The 16,337-nt window shown below is 70.8% G+C and carries 18 protein-coding genes, 1 tRNA gene and 1 riboswitch; of the genes, 16 read left to right on the top strand and 3 right to left on the bottom strand.

Annotated features, from left to right (window positions below):
* Window positions 1–6 precede the first annotated feature (6 nt).
* The 5 genes from VFJ21_10785 (at window position 7) to VFJ21_10765 (ending at window position 3,429) form a co-directional block, all read left to right on the top strand.
* Complete coding sequence (locus VFJ21_10785) at window positions 7–489, top strand: YbhB/YbcL family Raf kinase inhibitor-like protein (GenBank protein HET7407605.1); 483 nt, start codon at window positions 7–9, stop codon at window positions 487–489.
* A 19-nt stretch (window positions 490–508) separates the two neighbouring features.
* Window positions 509–1,315 carry a phytanoyl-CoA dioxygenase family protein gene (locus VFJ21_10780; GenBank protein HET7407604.1) on the top strand — a complete coding sequence of 269 codons (807 nt, stop codon included), beginning with the start codon at window positions 509–511 and terminating at the stop codon, window positions 1,313–1,315.
* 49 nt (window positions 1,316–1,364) lie between these two features.
* Window positions 1,365–1,808, top strand: a complete 444-nt coding sequence (locus tag VFJ21_10775; protein ID HET7407603.1) for a phage holin family protein — start codon at window positions 1,365–1,367, stop codon at window positions 1,806–1,808.
* 138 nt (window positions 1,809–1,946) lie between these two features.
* A complete protein-coding gene (locus VFJ21_10770; GenBank protein HET7407602.1) occupies window positions 1,947–2,960 on the top strand; it encodes a ribonucleotide-diphosphate reductase subunit beta in 1,014 nt (337 codons plus the stop codon).
* Window positions 2,953–3,429, top strand: a complete 477-nt coding sequence (locus tag VFJ21_10765) for a hypothetical protein (protein ID HET7407601.1) — start codon at window positions 2,953–2,955, stop codon at window positions 3,427–3,429. The genes VFJ21_10770 and VFJ21_10765 overlap by 8 nt, the downstream gene beginning before the upstream one ends.
* Window positions 3,430–3,496: 67 nt before the next feature.
* Here the strand turns inward: VFJ21_10765 and VFJ21_10760 are convergent, their stop codons facing one another.
* Complete coding sequence (locus VFJ21_10760; GenBank protein HET7407600.1) at window positions 3,497–5,167, bottom strand: glycoside hydrolase family 25 protein; 1,671 nt, start codon at window positions 5,165–5,167, stop codon at window positions 3,497–3,499.
* Window positions 5,168–5,365: 198 nt separating this feature from the next.
* Here VFJ21_10760 and VFJ21_10755 point away from each other — a divergent pair, with 198 nt between their 5' ends.
* Window positions 5,366–6,376, top strand: a complete 1,011-nt coding sequence (locus tag VFJ21_10755) for an NADP-dependent oxidoreductase (GenBank protein ID HET7407599.1) — start codon at window positions 5,366–5,368, stop codon at window positions 6,374–6,376.
* On the top strand, window positions 6,377–7,111 hold the full coding sequence (locus VFJ21_10750) for an SDR family oxidoreductase (GenBank protein HET7407598.1): 735 nt from the start codon (window positions 6,377–6,379) through the stop codon (window positions 7,109–7,111).
* 9 nt (window positions 7,112–7,120) lie between these two features.
* Here VFJ21_10750 and VFJ21_10745 read toward each other — a convergent pair whose 3' ends face one another.
* The gene (locus VFJ21_10745) at window positions 7,121–7,903 is read right to left on the bottom strand and encodes an enoyl-CoA hydratase (protein HET7407597.1); all 783 of its coding nucleotides are present in this window, start codon (window positions 7,901–7,903) and stop codon (window positions 7,121–7,123) included.
* Window positions 7,904–8,001: 98 nt separating this feature from the next.
* Between VFJ21_10745 and VFJ21_10740 the strand changes: the two genes are divergently transcribed.
* From VFJ21_10740 to VFJ21_10730, 3 genes are read left to right on the top strand one after another with little or no spacing between them, the layout of a single operon-like run.
* The gene (locus VFJ21_10740) at window positions 8,002–9,003 is read left to right on the top strand and encodes a YihY/virulence factor BrkB family protein (protein HET7407596.1); all 1,002 of its coding nucleotides are present in this window, start codon (window positions 8,002–8,004) and stop codon (window positions 9,001–9,003) included.
* Between the two features lie 32 nt (window positions 9,004–9,035).
* Complete coding sequence (locus VFJ21_10735; protein HET7407595.1) at window positions 9,036–9,236, top strand: MoaD/ThiS family protein; 201 nt, start codon at window positions 9,036–9,038, stop codon at window positions 9,234–9,236.
* Window positions 9,233–10,228, top strand: a complete 996-nt coding sequence (locus VFJ21_10730; GenBank protein ID HET7407594.1) for an ATP-binding protein — start codon at window positions 9,233–9,235, stop codon at window positions 10,226–10,228. The genes VFJ21_10735 and VFJ21_10730 overlap by 4 nt, the downstream gene beginning before the upstream one ends.
* Here the strand turns inward: VFJ21_10730 and VFJ21_10725 are convergent.
* Window positions 10,145–11,050, bottom strand: coding sequence for a DMT family transporter (locus VFJ21_10725; protein ID HET7407593.1), 906 nt, complete (start codon window positions 11,048–11,050; stop codon window positions 10,145–10,147). The two genes, VFJ21_10730 and VFJ21_10725, sit on opposite strands and share 84 nt — an antisense overlap.
* 195 nt (window positions 11,051–11,245) lie before the next feature.
* Window positions 11,246–11,417, top strand: a riboswitch (cyclic di-AMP (ydaO/yuaA leader).
* A gap of 12 nt (window positions 11,418–11,429) precedes the next feature.
* Here VFJ21_10725 and VFJ21_10720 point away from each other — a divergent pair.
* The 6 genes from VFJ21_10720 to VFJ21_10695 all read left to right on the top strand — a co-directional run bounded on the left by VFJ21_10720 (window position 11,430) and on the right by VFJ21_10695 (window position 16,127).
* On the top strand, window positions 11,430–12,593 hold the full coding sequence (locus VFJ21_10720; GenBank protein HET7407592.1) for an NlpC/P60 family protein: 1,164 nt from the start codon (window positions 11,430–11,432) through the stop codon (window positions 12,591–12,593).
* Window positions 12,594–12,685: 92 nt separating this feature from the next.
* Window positions 12,686–14,362: a RecQ family ATP-dependent DNA helicase gene (locus tag VFJ21_10715; GenBank protein ID HET7407591.1), complete on the top strand. Its 1,677-nt coding sequence runs from the start codon at window positions 12,686–12,688 to the stop codon at window positions 14,360–14,362.
* Window positions 14,363–14,459: 97 nt separating this feature from the next.
* On the top strand, window positions 14,460–14,954 hold the full coding sequence (locus VFJ21_10710) for a tRNA adenosine deaminase-associated protein (protein ID HET7407590.1): 495 nt from the start codon (window positions 14,460–14,462) through the stop codon (window positions 14,952–14,954).
* Between the two features lie 23 nt (window positions 14,955–14,977).
* Window positions 14,978–15,487: a tRNA adenosine deaminase-associated protein gene (locus VFJ21_10705; GenBank protein ID HET7407589.1), complete on the top strand. Its 510-nt coding sequence runs from the start codon at window positions 14,978–14,980 to the stop codon at window positions 15,485–15,487.
* Between the two features lie 37 nt (window positions 15,488–15,524).
* The gene (locus tag VFJ21_10700; protein ID HET7407588.1) at window positions 15,525–15,965 is read left to right on the top strand and encodes a nucleoside deaminase; all 441 of its coding nucleotides are present in this window, start codon (window positions 15,525–15,527) and stop codon (window positions 15,963–15,965) included.
* Between the two features lie 72 nt (window positions 15,966–16,037).
* Window positions 16,038–16,127 (top strand) — tRNA-Ser (locus VFJ21_10695).
* Window positions 16,128–16,337: the final 210 nt, after the last annotated feature.

Below are 16,337 nucleotides of genomic sequence, written 5' to 3'. Positions count from 1 at the left end.
GCCCACATGGCAGACCTGACCGTGACCAGCAGCATGTTCGGCGACGGCGAGACGATCCCGGGCAAGGCGGCGCACTCCTACGCCGGCGGCGACAACGTCAGCCCGGACCTCTCGTGGTCCGGGGCGCCCGACGGCACCAAGAGCTTCGCCGTCACCTGCTACGACCCCGACGCCCCGACCACAGTCGGCTTCGTCCACTGGGTGCTGTTCAACATCGACCCAGGCACCACGAAGCTCGACGCGGGCGCCGGCGCGAGCGGCAAGCAGCCGAAGGGCAGCGTCCAGGGGTTCACCGACTGGGGCGAGAGCCAGTACGGCGGGATGGCACCGCCACCCGGTGACGACCCGCACCACTACCACTTCACCGTGTGGGCGCTCGACACCACGCTCGACCTCGACGAGACGACGACCTACGCGAAGTTCAACTTCATGACCCGCGGCCACGTGCTCGCGAAGGGCACGGTGACCGGCCTCTACAAGTCCGGCTGAGCAGGCCATGATGGCCGGCATGACGGACGCCGCCGGCCACATCGCCCAGGTCAAGCAGCAGGGCTACTCGATCATCGAGGACGCCTTCGAGCCCGACCTCGCGGACCGGGTGCGCGACGACCTCGACCGGTTGGAGCGCGAGCTCGGTGTCGTACCCGCGGGCAACGACTTCGAGGGCGCCCGCACGCTGCGCATCTACAACCTGCTGGTCCACGGCGCGCTGTACCAAGGCATCCCGATCGACGAGACCGTGCTGCCCGTCGTCGAGGGCGTCCTCGATCCCGGCTGCCTGATCTCGTCGTTGTCGTCGATCGTCATCTGCCCCGGCGAGAAGGCGCAGCCGATCCACAGCGACGACATCCTCATCCCGCTGCCCAAGCCGCACCCGCCGCTGGTCTGCAACACGATGTGGGCGATCACCGACTTCACCGAGGCCAACGGCGCCACCCGCCTGGTGCCGGGCTCGCACCTGCTGGACAACCCGGACTACGGCGGCGACTACGAGACCATCCCCGCCGAGATGCGCAAGGGCAGCGTGCTCGTCTGGGACGGCGCGCTCTGGCACGGAGGCGGCGCCAACCGCACCGACGAGCGGCGCTACGGCATCGCCATGAACTACTGCGCGGGCTTCATCCGCCAGCAGGAGAACCAGCAGCTCGGCGTGCCGCCGGCGCTCGTCCGCGAGTTCCCGCCCCGGCTGCAGCAGCTGGTCGGCTACTCCGTCTACAACGGGCTGATCGGGCACATCGACAAGCACGACCCGCGCGAGCTGCTCGGTACCGCAGACGGCAACCGCATGGTGTGGGACGCCGTCCCGAGCAGGTGATCCGGTGGCCCGCGGTTAGGCTGCCGCACGAGTCGGGCAGGGAGGGATCGTGGCAGCACCGGTCGAGGGCGAGCGCACGCTCGGCGAGCTGGCCGCGCACGCCAAAGTCACGCTCTCGCGCCTCCTCCAGCAGGAGAAGGAGCTCGCCCGGCACGAGCTGCGCATCGAGGGCCGCAAGATCGGCTTCGGGTCGGTCTTGCTGCTGGCCGCCGCCGGCATCGGTTACTTCGCCTTCGTGCTGCTGATCGTCGCCGCGTCGTTCGCCTTCGCCGGCATGGTCGACGGCGCCACGGCCGTCGGGTTCGTCGCGATCGGCATGATCTTCGCGTTCATCGCCGGCAACGCCGCGCTCGCCGGTGCCCTCGGGCTCTTCCGGGTGAAGGGTCCCCGTCGCACGGTGAGCACGTTGAAGGACAGCCTGCGCTGGTTGCGCCACCCGACAGAGGCGCCCCAGCCCGGGCTCGAGGCGTTGCGGGCCACCCACCGCGACTGAGCGGCCGGCGACCCGGCCGGGGCCGAGCGGCGGCCACCGGTCGCGACTAAAGCGAACTGCTTGTCCGATGTGACCACGATGGTTACCGTGGCCCGGTAGAACGACGTTCTAGACGTTCGTCCATCGGAGGCTGAACGCATGACCGAGCTCGCCGAGCGCAAGAGCCCCACCGCTGTTCTGCACGAAGGCCCCCGCGCGCTGTCCGACCAGGACGTCGCGATGATCGAGGGGGTCGACCTCGCCGGCGTCCGTGACCTGGACATCGACGACGTGATCGAGCTGGTGCACAAGGACCTCAAGCGGCTGCCCGACTTCGCCACGCTCTACCGCAAGTACCTCAAGCAGCGCTGGGACGTCTACGACCTCGACTTCAGCCAGGACAAGATCGACTGGCACGAGAAGATGACCCAGGACGAGCGTGACTCGTTCACCGCGATCTCCTCCGGTTTCCACCACGGCGAGCGCCAGGTGGAGATCGAGCTGCCGATCTTCATGATCGGAGCCAACGAGGAGGAGAAGCTCCACATTGCCGCGCAGATCGAGGACGAAGCGCGGCACACGGTGTTCTTCGACCGCTTCTACCGCGAGGTCGTCGGCCTGCAGGGCAACGACATCATGGACGTCCTCGACGCGACGTTCCCCTACGTCGCCGAGACGTTCATCAGCCCCTTCGGCCTGCTCGCCTACCAGGCCGAGGAGCTGCGCCGCGACCCCTACGACGAGCGGGCCCGGGTGCGCTACGGCACCACCTACTTCCTCTGGATCGAGGGCGTGCTCGCGCTGTCGGTCATGAAGGTCACGCTGTCCTACGCCCGCTGGAAGGGTTTCCTGCCCGCCTACTACACCGGCTTCACCGCCACCTGCCGCGACGAGTCCCGCCACGTGCAGGGCGGCATGAAGTACCTCCAGGACGCGGTCCGCAAGGACCCGTCGATGATCCACGAGATCCACAACACCCTGCGGACGATCCTCTACGCGTCCGGCGTACGCAGCCGTGAGATCTACTTCGAGCCGCTCGGCTGGACCGAGGAAGAGGTCAACCTGCTCTTCCAGCAGCAGTTGCGGCGCAAGTGCAACGACGTCGGCATCTCGCTGTCCCAGGACCTGGAGGACCTGCTCGACCAGGCGCGCGCCCAGCTGGCGGGTGGCTGAGATGGCGGAGTTCTTCAGCAAGCAGTGGGCGGAGGACGTCCGCGAGGCGCTGCAGGCCGGCCCGAGCGAGGAGGTCCGCGGCAACGCCCTGCCGGAGTACTGGGCGTTCTTCGACCTGATCCGCTCCATCTACGAGGGGTCGTGGGCGCTCGGCGTCCGCGACCTGCCGAAGGAGATGGGCGGCGCGCCGGCCTACCTCTACGTGCAGTGGAGCGGCGGCAACGTCACCGACTGCCGCATCATCGGACCCGACGACCCGCTCGAGGCGACCTACGTCCTCGGCGGCAGCTTCGCCGACTGGAAGAAGCTGGTCGAGGGCTACGACGCCAAGCGGACCGTGATGTACCGCAAGATCCTCATCGAGGAGGGCGACATCCTCGAGTTCTTCAAGACCATCTACTTCTTCGTCGAGTGCCTCGACCAGATCGGCCGGGTCGACGCGACGTTCCCGGTGGCGGTCCCCGCCTAGCGTCCGTCGTACGCCGAAGGGCCCGGCTACCCCAGGGGGGCCGGGCCCTTCGCGCGTGGTCTCGACGTCAGCCGGCCGACAGGCAGCCGAGCCTCGGGTTGACCGCCCCGGGTGTCTGCGCGATCGCGTAGACACACACCTGGTGGGGGCCGGCCGTGGGGGCCGGCAGGGTGACGCCGAAGCCGTGGGCCGCGCCGTAACCCGGGAAGAGCGCGCCCACGTCGGGCCGGCTGTCGTCGGCCAGCGCCCCCTTGACCAGCGTGCCGTCGACGTAGACGTGCACCGGGATCGCCGATGCCGTGGTCGGGTCGAGGGCCCAGCCGTGGACGCTCATCCCGCTCGAGGTCACGTCGACCCCGTCGAGGTGACCGATCGGCGTCGTGGTGACGTTGATCTTCAGGCAGCCCAGCTGGGGGTTGATCGACTTGCCTATCAGGTTGATCGCGTAGGCGCACACCGTGTGCAGCCCGGCCGAGGTGATCGGCAGCGCGGTGCTGAAGCCGTGCGTGGAGCCGTAGCCGGGGTAGCGGGCCGCGACGTCGGGCCGCGAGTCGTTGGCGCTGATCGCCTGCACCGGCACGCCGTCGAGATAGACGTGGACCATCACCGGGTCGGCGGTGTCCGGGTCGATCGACCAGCCCTGGACGGCGACGCCCTTCGGGGTCTGCTTCACGACGTCGAGGTGCCCGAACGGCGTGGAGGACAGGTAGAGCTGGCGGCAGTCCAGCGGCGGGTTGCCGCTGCCGTAGCCCTGGTTGATCGCGTAGAGGCACACCTTGTGGCTGCCGCCGACCGACGAGACCACGGTGTTGAACCGGTGGTTGTTGCCGAACCCGGGGTAGGAGCGCGAGACGTCGGGGCTGGGTGCGTCGGCCGTGATCGGCTGCACCAGGCTGCCGTCGACGTAGGCGTGGACCTGCACCGCGTTGGTCGTGTCGGGGTCGATCGCCCAGCCCTGCACCATCACCCCGCCGGGCTGGCGCACGCTGTGGTCCCAGGACCCGAACGGGTTGCTCGCGGCGGCCGAGGCGGCCGCCCCGTTGGCGAGCGCGTTGAGGTTGGTCAGGGCGCAGCAGAACCGCGACATGTCGACGCTGCCGGTGATTCCGGGCACCTGCCCGCTCGAGGTGTACTGCCAGAACGTCCACGTCTGCCAGCCGCCCGGCGGGGTCGTCTGCGACGGGTCGCTCGTGTAGCGGGCGAACCAGAGCTTGTAGTTGGACAGGGCCGTGGTGTTGGCCATCTGCACCTGCCAGAAGTTCAGGTAGGTGTAGATGATCGGCTGGCGCCCGGTGAGCCGCTGGACCTCCTGGAGCCACGCCTGCGCCCACGCCAGCAGGTCCGACGGCGACAACCCGTTGCTCTCCTCCAGGTCGAGCACCGGCGGCAGGTCGCGCTTGCCGTGCATAGTGCCGGTCTGCGAGACGTAGTAGCGCGCCTGGTCGACCGCGGTGGTGGTGGTCGGCTTGGCCGGCTGGGCGTAGTGGTAGGCGCCGCGCGCCAGTCCCGCGGCGCCGGCGTCGCGCCAGTCGGCGGCGAAGTAGGGGTTCGTGTACCACTTCTGACCGTTGCGCGGCCCCGGCCCCTCGGTCGCCTTGATGAACGCGAACTCGTTGCCGCTCTGGCGCACGGTCTGCCAGTTGATCGCGGCGCCGTTGGGGTGCTGCCAGTTGGACACGTCCGGCCCGGTCAGCGACGCCCACGCCGGAGTCGCGAAGATCGTGACGATCAAGGTCACGAAGGCCGAAAGGAGGCCGAACTGCCGGTGACGGGCACGTGTCCGGAGCATGAAGTACTAACCCCCTAGTACGGGATGAAGCGGTCGTCCCCCGAGCGACGGTACGTCGTGCATCGGCCTGCCGCCGGCACTTCGACAGACACGGCGTGGTGAGTTCCGCCTGTCCTCCCGGAAATTCGCCGTGGGAGCATCGCCGGCATGGTGCGTAGCCGCGAGTGGCAACTGCTGTCCCGGCCGCAGGGCTGGCCGAAGCCGGCCGACTTCTCCCTCGAGGAGGTGGAGGTCGGCCCGCCCGCCGACGGCGAGGTGCTCGTCCGCAACGTCTACATGTCGGTAGACCCCTACATGCGCGGCCGCATGAACGACGGGCCGTCGTACGCCCCGCCCTACCAGCTCGGCAAGCCGATGTACGGCGGCGCGGTCGGGGTCGTCGAGTCCTCCACCACCGACACGCTGCCGGAAGGCGCCTGCGTGCGCACCAACACCGCGTGGCAGGAGTATGCCGTGGTGCCCGCGTCCCGGTGCGAGGTCGTCGACCCTGCGGGGGTGGGCATGGCGGCCTACCTCGGCGTCCTCGGCATGCCCGGGATGACGGCCTACGTCGGCCTGTTCGACATCGGCCAGCCGAAGCCGGGCGAGACGGTCTTCGTCTCGGCGGCATCCGGGGCGGTCGGCAGCCTGGTGGGCCAGCTCGCCCGGCAGCACGGCTGCCGGGTGGTCGGAAGTGCCGGCAACGCTGAGAAAGTCGAGTGGTTGACCGGCGAGCTCGGCTTCGACGCGGCGTTCGACTACCACGGCGGCGGCGTGCTGGACAAGCTGCGCGACGCCGCGCCGGACGGGGTCGACGTCTACTTCGACAACGTCGGCGGCGAGCAGCTCGGCGCCGCGATCGAGTGCATGAACCCGTTCGGCCGGATCGCCGCCTGCGGGATGATCTCGCAGTACAACGAGCGCACCGGCGGCCCGGCGAACCTGCCCCTGGTCGTCGGCAAGCGAATCCGCCTGCAGGGCTTCATCGTCAGCGACCATGCCGATCGCGCACCGGCGTTCCTGGAGCACGTCGGCGGGCTGCTGCGCTCCGGCGCGGTCCGCTACCGCGAGACCGTCGTCGACGGCATCGAGGGCGCCGTGCAGGCGCTGCTCGACGTGCTCGAAGGCGGCCACCACCTGGGCAAGATGGTTGTCCGGCTCTCACCCGAGGAGGCATAAGTGGCCGATCTGGCCGGCAAGGTCGCACTCGTCACCGGTTCGTCGTCGGGCATCGGGGCGGGCGTCGCGCGCCGCCTCGCCGCCGAAGGCATGCGGGTGGTCGTCAACTCCGTGCGCTCCGTCGACGAGGGCGAGTCGCTCGCCGCCGAGCTCGAGGGGGCCACCTACCTGCAGGCCGACGTCGCCGACCAGGCGCAGGCCGTCGACCTCGTGCAGCGCACTGTCGACCGCATGGGCGGGCTCGACGTGCTCGTCAACAACGCGGGTACGACGGTGCGCATCCCGCACGCCGATCTCGAGGCCGCGAGCCCGGACATCTGGCGGCGGATCTTCGACGTCAACGTCATCGGCACCTGGCAGCTCACGGTCGCGGCGATGCCGCACCTCAAGGCCTCGGGCGACGGATCGGTCATCAACGTCACGTCGCTGGCGGGCGTGCGCCCGACCGGCTCCTCGATTCCGTACGCCGCGAGCAAGGCCGCCCTCAACCACCTGACCCGGCTGCTCGCTGCCGTGGTCGGGCCGGAGGTGCGCGTCAACGCCGTGGCCCCCGGCCTCATCTCCACGCCCTGGACCGCCGACTGGGACGACACGCACGCGGCGGTGCAGGCCATGGCGCCGCTACGACGCTCCGGTGAGCCCGACGACATGGCCGAGGTCGTGCTGGCCCTGCTCCGCTCGCGCTACACGACCGGCGAGGTGTGGATCTCCGACGGCGGCATGCACCTGCGCTGAGGCCGGCCCCTACTCGGTGACGCCGGTGAACCGCGGCTCGCGCTTCTCGAGGTAGCTCTGCACGCCTTCCTTGAAGTCGGGCCGGCCGAACGACGCGACCATGCGTTGGTTGGCGTCGTGCACGTTGTCCTCGAGCGAGCCCCAGGCCTGGTGCCAGAGTTGCGTCTTGATCTCCCGCATCGACGCGGGCGAGCACCAGGTCGCCATCTCGCGGGCGTAGGCCAGCGTCTCGTCGAGCAGCGCCTCGGGCGCGACGACCCGGTCGACCAGGCCCATGCGCTCGGCCTCCTCGGCGAGGAAGACCCGACCGGACATGAGGATGTCGAGCGATCGGGACAGGCCGACGACGCGCGGCAGCAGCCAGCCCGACCCGTGCTCGGCAATGAGGCCCCGCCGGACGAACGCGGTCGTGAACTTCGCGCCGGCCGCGGCGAACCGGATGTCGCACAGCAGCGCGTGGACCAGGCCGAGCCCGGCGCACGCGCCGTTGATCGCCGCGATCACCGGCTTGGGCACCGCCGGCTCGAACTCGTAGTGGGCCTTCTCGTGGCGGGGCTGGCCCGCGTTGCCGCCGCCGATGCCCTGGAGCAGGTCCATGTCGGCGCCGGCGCAGAACCCGCGGCCGGCGCCGGTGACCACGACGACGCGTACGTCGGGGTCGGCCGCCGCGCGGTCGAGGCACTCCGCGTAGACGGCTTCCATGTCGAGCGACCAGGCGTTGAGCCGGTCGGGCCGGTTGAGGGTGAGGACTGCGACGCCGTCGCGCACGTCGTACAGCACGAGATCGCTCATGCGGGGACCTCCGGAGGCTGAGAGCTGCAACGCAGCATTCCCGCACTCTAGGACCCGGCTTGGGTCGGGCGAAGGTCGCTGCGGGGTAGAGGAGGGTCATGAAGGAGCGCCTGCTCGCGGCCGTGCGCCGCGCCGACGGCTACCAGCGGCGGCGGGACTGGCTCGGCCTGCCCTACGCCGTGATCCGCAAGTTCAGCGAGGACCGGGCCTCCAACCTCGCCGCGTTGATCTCCTACTACGCGTTCTTCTCGATCTTCCCCTTGATCCTGGCGGCGACGACGATCCTGGGCTACGTGCTGACCGGTCACCCCGACCTGCAGAAGAACGTCCAGCACTCCTGGCTTTCGCAGATCCCGCTGATCGGCTCGAGCCTCGGCAAGAATCAGTCGCTGACCGGCAACGCCGCGGCCCTGATCGTTGGGCTCGTGCTGGCGCTCTGGAGCGGCCTCGCGGTCGCGCGTACGGCGCAGACCGCGTTCAACTCCGTCTACAACATCCCGATGGCCGACCGCCCCAACGTGGTCGAGAAGACGAAACGGGCCGTCGTGCTGATGCTCGTCGTGGGCATCGGCCTCATCGTCTCGACCGGCCTGTCCGGCGTCGTGACCGGTACCAGCTCGACGCTCGGCATCGCCGCGAAGATCGGCAGCGCGATCGTCGCGATCGCCATCAACATCGGCATCTTCGCGGTCGCGTTCAACTGGCTGACCGTGCGCGACATCACGTGGCGCGAGGCGCTGCCGGGCGCCACGTTCTCGGCAGTCGCGTGGTATGCGCTGCAGCTCGGGTCGACCGCCGTCGTCACCCACAAGCTGCACGGTGCCCAGGGCACCTACGGCCAGTTCGCGATCGTCATCGTGCTGCTGTCGTGGTTCTACCTGGCCGCTCAGCTGGTGCTGCTCGGTGCCGAGCTCAACGTCGTGCTCAGCGACCGGCTGTGGCCGCGTGCCCTGCTCGACCGGCCGCAGACCGACGCCGACTTCCGTGCCTTCGAGGCCTACGCCGAGGAGCAGCGCTACACGCCGCTGGAGGACGTCGACACGCAGTTCGACGACGCCGATGTCCAGCAGCGCCGCGACGAGGTGCTCGGCGACCGCTGAGCTCCTGCGCCGCTCGCTCCTACAGTGGGGCCATGCAGGTCCGGCTGCACAACCCCAAGCGCACCGTCGACGTCGACGGGCCGGTGCGCGTCGACAAGCTGCTCCGGCAGCTCGGCCTGCGCCGTGAGGCCGTGCTCGTGATCCGCGGCGACAGCCTGGTCACCGGCGACGCCCTTCTCGCCGCGGACGACGAGATCGAGATCCGCCCGGTGATCTCCGGGGGCGCGCGGTGAAGTGCCGCCGCTGCCGGGAGCCCGCGGTCATCGACGTACGCCGGCACCGCGCGGCCTTCTGCCGCGACTGCTTCCTGCACCACTGCCGCGAGCAGGTCCGGCGCACCGTCGAGAAGCACAAGATGATCTCCCCGGGCGAGCGCGCGCTCGTGGCCGTCTCCGGCGGCAAGGACTCCCTCGCCGTCTGGGACCTGCTTCTCGATCTCGGCTACGAGGCCGACGGCGTCTACCTGGGCCTGGGCATCGGCGACTACAGCGAGCACTCGGCGGTCTACGCCCGAGACTTCGCGGCCGCCCGTGGCGTGGCGCTGGTCGAGGTCGACGTCCGCGCCGAGGCGGGCTTCGGCATCCCGGAGGCGTCGCAAGCCGTACGCCGCTCGCCCTGCTCCGCCTGCGGGTTGTCGAAGCGGCACCTGCTCAACCGGGCGGCGCGCGACCGCGGCTACGACGTACTGGTCACCGGTCACAACCTCGACGACGAGGCCGCGGTGCTGTTCGGCAACGTCCTGCACTGGCAGGTCGACTACCTGGCGCGGCAGCGTCCGGTGCTGCCGTCGACCGACGGCTTCGTCCGCCGGGTGAAGCCGCTGATCCGGATGAGCGAGCGCGAGACCGCGGCCTACTGCGTCCTGAAGGGCATCGACTACGTCGTCGAGGAGTGTCCGATGGCGGCCGGCAACCGGCACCTGCGCTACAAGGAGACCCTCGGGCAGATGGAGGAGTCCTCGCCCGGGATCAAGGCCGACTTCTACCTCGGCTTCATCGAGCGGGTGCTGCCCCTGCTCGACGGGGTCGCCGAGACGGAGCGTGGTCTGGTCGGGGAGTGCAGCCGCTGCGGGTCACCGAGCACCGCCGAGGTGTGCGCGTTCTGCCGGTTGGCGGAGCGGGCGGCCGCCACGGCTGTGCCGTCAGACGTTCTCCCGCTCGCGGTTGGCCAGCTCGACGGCGCCGGGATCCCCCTCGAGGGGCACCGCCCCGCTGACGAGCGGTGATCTCGCGACGAGCAGCACCCCCACCACCATGCAGGTGATCGCCAGCAGCTCCATCGCCAGCTCCACCGGCGACAGCGTGATGCGCTCGCCGTAGACGCCGACGCCGAAGGCGATGCCGGTCACCGGCTCTGCCACCGTGATCGCCGGCAGCGACGCGGCCAGCGGCGCAGCCTCGAACGCCGACTGGGCGAGCAGCAGGCCGAGCACCGCCACCGCCGCCAGCGCGTAGAGCGGCCAGCCGGTGAGCAGGTGGAGGAAGTGGAACTCCTTCGGCGCGAGCATCCGGCGGGTCAACGCGTCCTGCAGGCCGTAGAGCACGCCCGCAGCCAGCGCGAGCATCGTGGCCTCCTCGCCGAAGGGCAGCCGCTTGCCGATCGTCACGAAGATGCTGACCACGATCGCGATGCCGCCGGCGGCGATGATCCAGTTGGGCCAGGCGAGATGCGCGGCTGTGCCGCCGTGCGGATGGCCGACGACGACGAAGCCGGCCAGCCCGCCGCTGAGCATGAAGGCGCCGGCCCACTCGCGCAGCCCGAGACGGCGGCGTTGCCAGGCCGCCGACATCGGTAGGGCGAACAGAAGGTTGGCGGCGAGCAGCGGCTCCACCAGCGAGACGCTGCCCAGGTCGAGCGCCCCGGCGCCGAGCAGCTGTCCGACGACCATCGCGCCGATGCCGGCCAGCCACATCGGGCGCTGCATGAGGCGCAGCAGCAGGATCGGGGAGAGGATCTCCTCGGGCGGCTCCTGAGAGGCCGCGCGCTGCTGGAGCACGAAGCCGACCGCCAGCGCCAGTGCGGCGCCGAGTCCGAGGATGAAGACCACGGTTGCCTTGTTACCCCGTTCGGATCAGGGAGTCCTGCCGGTCAGTAGGTAGTGCGCCCGCCGTGCCACCACGAACCAGGGCGTAGCGCGACACGTCGGACACCGTAGGGGGCGAACGTCCGTTGACCGGCCGTGCCCCTCTGCTAGTTTCGCCGTGACCTCTCCGTGACCTGCCGGTCAGTGGGGCCGGCGGCGTTGAGGTCACCGCCGAATCCTGTGCAAGCAGGAACCGGGGACCCACGTGCTCGCATGATGCGGGTGCGGTGACGCACGTCCCCTTGGGGTGAGTCGGGAGCTTGCTCCCGTAGGGCGCTCTTCCCCGCCCGAACCCGACAGCTAACCCGGTAGGCGGGCTTGTGGAAGAGGAGCCGTCCAGCCTGTGGCGAGCCCCCGTGGTCTGCGGACCCGTCTGGTCTCGATCGTGTCCTCCGCCGGCGTCGCCGGCGTCGTTGCTGCCTCGGTCGTCGTCCTGCCGGCCGGCAGCGCGGGCGCCACACCGGCGAGCGACGTGCAGCAGCAGATCGCTGCGGCGCAGCACCAGCTCGATGCGCTCAACGCGCACGCCGAGATGGTCGCCGAGCGCTACAACGCCGCCCGGATCGATCTGGCAGCAGCACAGCAGCGCTACCTGACGGCGTCCGACCGCGTGAAGCGGGCCAAGGACCAGGTCGCCGCCCTGCGCGACCGCATCGGCAGCTTCGCGGCCGCGGCCTACCGCTCGCACGGTCTGGCCGAGCTCGAGGTGATCACCGACTCGTCCCCGCAGACGTTCATCGGTCGCGCCAACGCGCTCGACCAGATCGCCCGCAGCCAGCAGCAGGCGCTGGCCCAGGTCTCCAGCGCTCGCCACCAGCTCGAGGACGCCCAGGCCGACGCCGACCGCGCTCTCGGTGCGCAGAAGGCCGTCACCGAGAAGATCGCCAGCGACCGGCAGGAGATCCAGTCGACGGTGGGCCGGCAGCGTGCGTTGCTGTCGACGCTTCAGGCCAAGGAAGCCGAGATCGAGCGCCAGGCGCGCCTTGCCGCGGAGCGGGCTCGCAAGGCGGCCGAGCGGCAGGCGGCGCTGCGCGAGGCGGCGGCGGCCGCGGCACGGGCGGCGGCGGCCGCACAGCAGGCGCAGGCGTTCGAGGACGCCTCCAACTCCCTCGCCGGCCAGTCCGACACGCCCAGCTCGCCCGCCCCCGGTGGCTCCGGCGGCGCGTCGACCGCGGTCCGCTGGGCCTACAAGGAGCTCGGCAAGCCCTACCAGTGGGGCGCGGCCGGCCCCGACTCGTTCGACTGCTCCGGGCTCACGCAGTACGTCTGGGGCAAGGCCGGCGTCTACCTCGACCACTACACCGGCTCCCAGTGGAACGAAGGCCGGCACGTCTCGCGTAGCCAGCTGCAGCCGGGCGACCTGGTGTTCTTCGGCAGCGACCTGCACCACGTCGGCATCTACATCGGCAACGGCGACATGATCGAGGCGCCGCACACCGGTGCCAACGTGCGGATCTCCCCCTACTACCGGTCCGACTACGCCGGAGCCGTCCGCCCGGGCACCTGATCCGGCCGGGGCCGGATCCACAGTCCCCGTCGGGAGCAGGCGTCCACGGCGTCACGCCGGGGTAGGGACCACCGCGTCCTTCACCGACTCTGGTGTCCGAGGAGCCCGCGCTGTCCCGACCTTCGTCGCCCGCCGCTGCCCTTCGTCGTACGGCGAAAGAGGTCTTCGGCTGGTCGCGGCTGCGACCCGGTCAGCTGCCCGCCATGCAGGCCGCCTACGAGGGGCGCGACACGCTGGTCGTGATGCCGACCGGCGCCGGCAAGTCGGCGGTCTACCAGGTGGCGGGGGTGCTGCGCGACGGGCCGACCGTCGTCGTCTCGCCGTTGATCGCGCTGCAGCGCGACCAGGTGGCCGGCCTGCTCGCCCGCGCCGGAGCCGAGGGGGAGGGCGATCGACTGCACGCCGTGGCGGCCAACTCCGCGCAGTCGCGCCGCGCGGTCGACGCGGCCTGGGAAGCGGTCGGATCGGGGGCGGCGGAGTTCGTGTTCCTCGCGCCCGAGCAGCTGACCAAGCCCGACGTGCTGGAGCGGCTGGAGGCGGCCCGCCCGTCGCTCTTCGTGGTCGACGAGGCGCACTGCGTCTCGGCGTGGGGGCACGACTTCCGGCCCGACTACCTGCGACTCGGGGCGGTCATCGAGCGCCTCGGCCACCCGACCGTCGTCGCACTGACGGCGACCGCCGCGCCGCCGGTCCGCGAGGAGATCGTCGCGCGGCTCGGGCTGCGCACCCCCGAGGTCGTCGTGTGCGGCTTCGACCGGCCCAACATCCACCTCGACGTCGAGAGCTTCCGCGAGGCCGACGCCAAGCGGGAGGCGGTCGTGCTGCGGGCGGCGGCCGAGGCGAAGCCGGGACTGGTCTACGTCGCGACGCGCAAGGACACCGAGGCCTACGCAGAGGCGCTGGCCGAGATCGGCCTGCGCGCCTCCCCCTACCACGCGGGGATGCGCGCGGCCGACCGCGAGCAGGTGCATCAGCGGTTCATCGACGACGAGCTCGACGTGGTCGTCGCCACGACCGCCTTCGGCATGGGCATCGACAAGCCCAACGTCCGGTTCGTGCTGCACGCCGACGTCGCCGACTCGCTCGACAGCTACTACCAGGAGCTCGGCCGCGCCGGTCGTGACGGCGAGCCCGCGGTGGCGGTGCTCTTCTACCGCCCGGAGGATCTCGGGCTGCGGCGGTTCTTCGCCTCGTCGGCGCCGGACCCGATCATCCTCGAACGGGTCGCGAAGCTGGTGCGACTCGCCGGTCGCCCGGTCGACCCCTCGGCGCTCGCCGACGAGGCCAACCTGTCGCAGACCCGCCTGACCGCCGTGGTCAACCTGCTCGAGCAGGTCGATGCGCTGGTCCGCACCGACGAGGGCCAGGTCGCGGTGCCCGGCGCCGCGCCCGATCCGGCCGAGGCCGCGCAAGCCGCGGTCGCGGTCGCCGACGCCCGTGAGCGGATGGACCGCTCCCGCGTGGAGATGATGCGCGGCTACGCCGACACGACCGGCTGTCGCCGGCAGTTCCTGCTGGCCTACTTCGGCGAGACGCTCGACGACCCCTGTGGCAACTGCGACACCTGCGACGCCGGGCTGCCGGTCGAGACCGCCGACGGGCCGGACTCGCCCTACGCCGTCACCTCCCGGGTGACGCATCCACGCTGGGGCAACGGCACCGTGATGAGCCACGACGGCGACCGCATCACCGTGCTGTTCGACCGCGAGGGTTACAAGACTCTGTCCCTCGACGCGATCGCCGAGCACGGCCTGCTCCGGGCCGGGTGACGATTCACCGTCCTGACTCGTTGACCGCCGGGATCGCGTTGCCGCGCGGAATCTGTCACGATCCGGCGCGGCGACCACACCGGCCGGGAGGAGCGAGATGGCTGTCCGCGTCGAAGACGACACCAGCTTCGCCGTCGTCGTCTCCCGCGAGGAGGGAGCCTGGGAGGTCGGCGTACTTCCCGAACGGCTCGTCGACGACCTCGACGGGCTGATCGCGGCGCTGCGCCAGCAGGCGAGCGACATCGGCAGCATCGCCTTCGTCGACGTCGCCGACGAGTTCTTCGTCGCGCTGCGGCTGCGAGGCGGTGAGGTCCGTATCCTGCTTTCCGACGTGACCGCCGCCGTCGCCTGGGATCTCGCTCGCGAGGTCGTCGAGCGCCTCGACCTCGACGTCCCCGGCGAGGACGACCTCGACGACGTGTGGCCGGCGGGGGACCTGTCGATCTTCGCCGACCTGGGACTGGACGAGATGGAGCTCGGCGCGGTGCTGGCCGACGGGGAGGCCTACGCCGACGAGATGCTGACCGCGATCGCCGAGCGGCTCGGGTTCGGTGACGCGTTCCAGCGGGCAGTAGACGCCGCGATCGGCTGATCGCGACCGGAGAGGACGAGACAGTGGCGTACTTCGCCGCCGCACTGGCGCGCAGCGACGGAGCCTGGGTCGGCAGCGAGTTCGACCTCGACGACGTGGAGGACCTCGACCAGGTCGTCGACATGCTGCGCGAGCTCGCCGGCGACGACTCCGAGGGCCCGGCGCTGCTGTTCGTGGAGGAGGACGACGAGTGGTTCGGCGTCGTCCGGGTCGACGGTGACAACGACCCGCGGGTGTTCGTCTCCGACTCCCGGGTGGTCGAGCAGAGCCGCGTCGCGGGGATCCTCTACGAAGAGGCCGCCGCCCAGCCGGTCGTCGAGGCGGAGGAGAGCGAGGACGACGACGACGAGGAGTCGATGCGCCCGGCGGCGGAGCCGGCCGGAGACGCCGAGCTCGTCGCCGACCTCGGCACCTCGTCGGCCCGCCTGCTCGAGCTGTGTGCCGAGGAGGGTCAGCTGCCGGCCGACATCATCACGGCCATCTGCGAGCGCGCCGGTTGCCTCGACGAGCTCGACCAGCTGCGCGGCACCTGAGGTCGTGACGGCGACGGCCGACCGCTGGGCCGGCGCGATGCGGCAGGCACTCGCCGAAGCCCGTGACGCCCTGGCCACCGACGACGTGCCGGTCGGTGCGGTCGTGGTCGACGCCGCGGGTGAGGTCGTCGGCGCCGGCCGCAACGTCCGGGAGGCCGCTCAGGACCCCACCGGCCACGCCGAGATGGTGGCGCTGCGCGCGGCTGCCGAACGGCTCGGGCGCTGGCGGCTCGACGGGTGCACGCTCGTGGTCACGCTGGAGCCCTGCACGATGTGCGCCGGCGCCGCCGTGCTGGCCCGCGTCGACCGCATCGTCTACGCGGCAGCCGACCCGAAGGCCGGCGCCGCCGGATCGGTCTGGGACGTCGTCCGCGATCGCCGGCTCAACCACCGGCCCGAGGTGCTCGCCGGCGTCCTGGAGGAGGACAGTGCGGCGTTGCTGCGGGAGTTCTTCGGCGTACGCCGGCCACGCCCATGATCATCGCGAGGTAGCAGCGTTACCGCGTCGCTGACCGGCGATGACCTTGGCCGGTCCGGTAGCCTGGTCGGCGGTGGAGTGTCCGAGCGGCCGAAGGAGCACGCCTCGAAAGCGTGTGAGGGGGCAACTCCTCCGTGGGTTCAAATCCCACCTCCACCGCCAAAGCACAGCGCGCTGACCTGCAGGTTTACCTGAATATCAAGATCAAAGAGTGCCCGTGGTCACGGAACTGGTCACGGAATGTTTGTGATCTTGCTCGTGATGAGTCCGGCGACCAGGTTGGCCGCCTCGGCCTGCATGGGCATGGTGACGTGCGAGTAGGTGTCCAGGGTCACGCCCACGTTCGCGTGGCCGAGGCGCTCCTGGACCACG

The organism is Mycobacteriales bacterium (genome assembly GCA_035690485.1).
Taxonomy (GTDB): Bacteria; Actinomycetota; Actinomycetes; order JAFAQI01; family DASSKL01; genus DASSKL01.
Note: the sequence above shows the minus strand (reverse complement) of the source record. Positions and strands in the feature narration are given on the sequence as shown.

Bases quoted from the DNA above. Each gene is read 5' to 3' on its own strand.
- VFJ21_10735 (HET7407595.1), top strand. From the start codon at position 9,036: ATGCAGGTCCGGCTGCACAACCCCAAGCGCACCGTCGACGTCGACGGG.
- VFJ21_10755 (HET7407599.1), top strand. From the start codon at position 5,366: ATGGTGCGTAGCCGCGAGTGGCAACTGCTGTCCCGGCCGCAGGGCTGG.
- VFJ21_10710 (HET7407590.1), top strand. From the start codon at position 14,460: ATGGCTGTCCGCGTCGAAGACGACACCAGCTTCGCCGTCGTCGTCTCC.
- VFJ21_10785 (HET7407605.1), top strand. From the start codon at position 7: ATGGCAGACCTGACCGTGACCAGCAGCATGTTCGGCGACGGCGAGACG.
- VFJ21_10770 (HET7407602.1), top strand. From the start codon at position 1,947: ATGACCGAGCTCGCCGAGCGCAAGAGCCCCACCGCTGTTCTGCACGAA.
- VFJ21_10745 (HET7407597.1), bottom strand. From the start codon at position 7,903: ATGAGCGATCTCGTGCTGTACGACGTGCGCGACGGCGTCGCAGTCCTC.
- VFJ21_10780 (HET7407604.1), top strand. From the start codon at position 509: ATGACGGACGCCGCCGGCCACATCGCCCAGGTCAAGCAGCAGGGCTAC.
- VFJ21_10740 (HET7407596.1), top strand. From the start codon at position 8,002: ATGAAGGAGCGCCTGCTCGCGGCCGTGCGCCGCGCCGACGGCTACCAG.
- VFJ21_10700 (HET7407588.1), top strand. From the start codon at position 15,525: ATGCGGCAGGCACTCGCCGAAGCCCGTGACGCCCTGGCCACCGACGAC.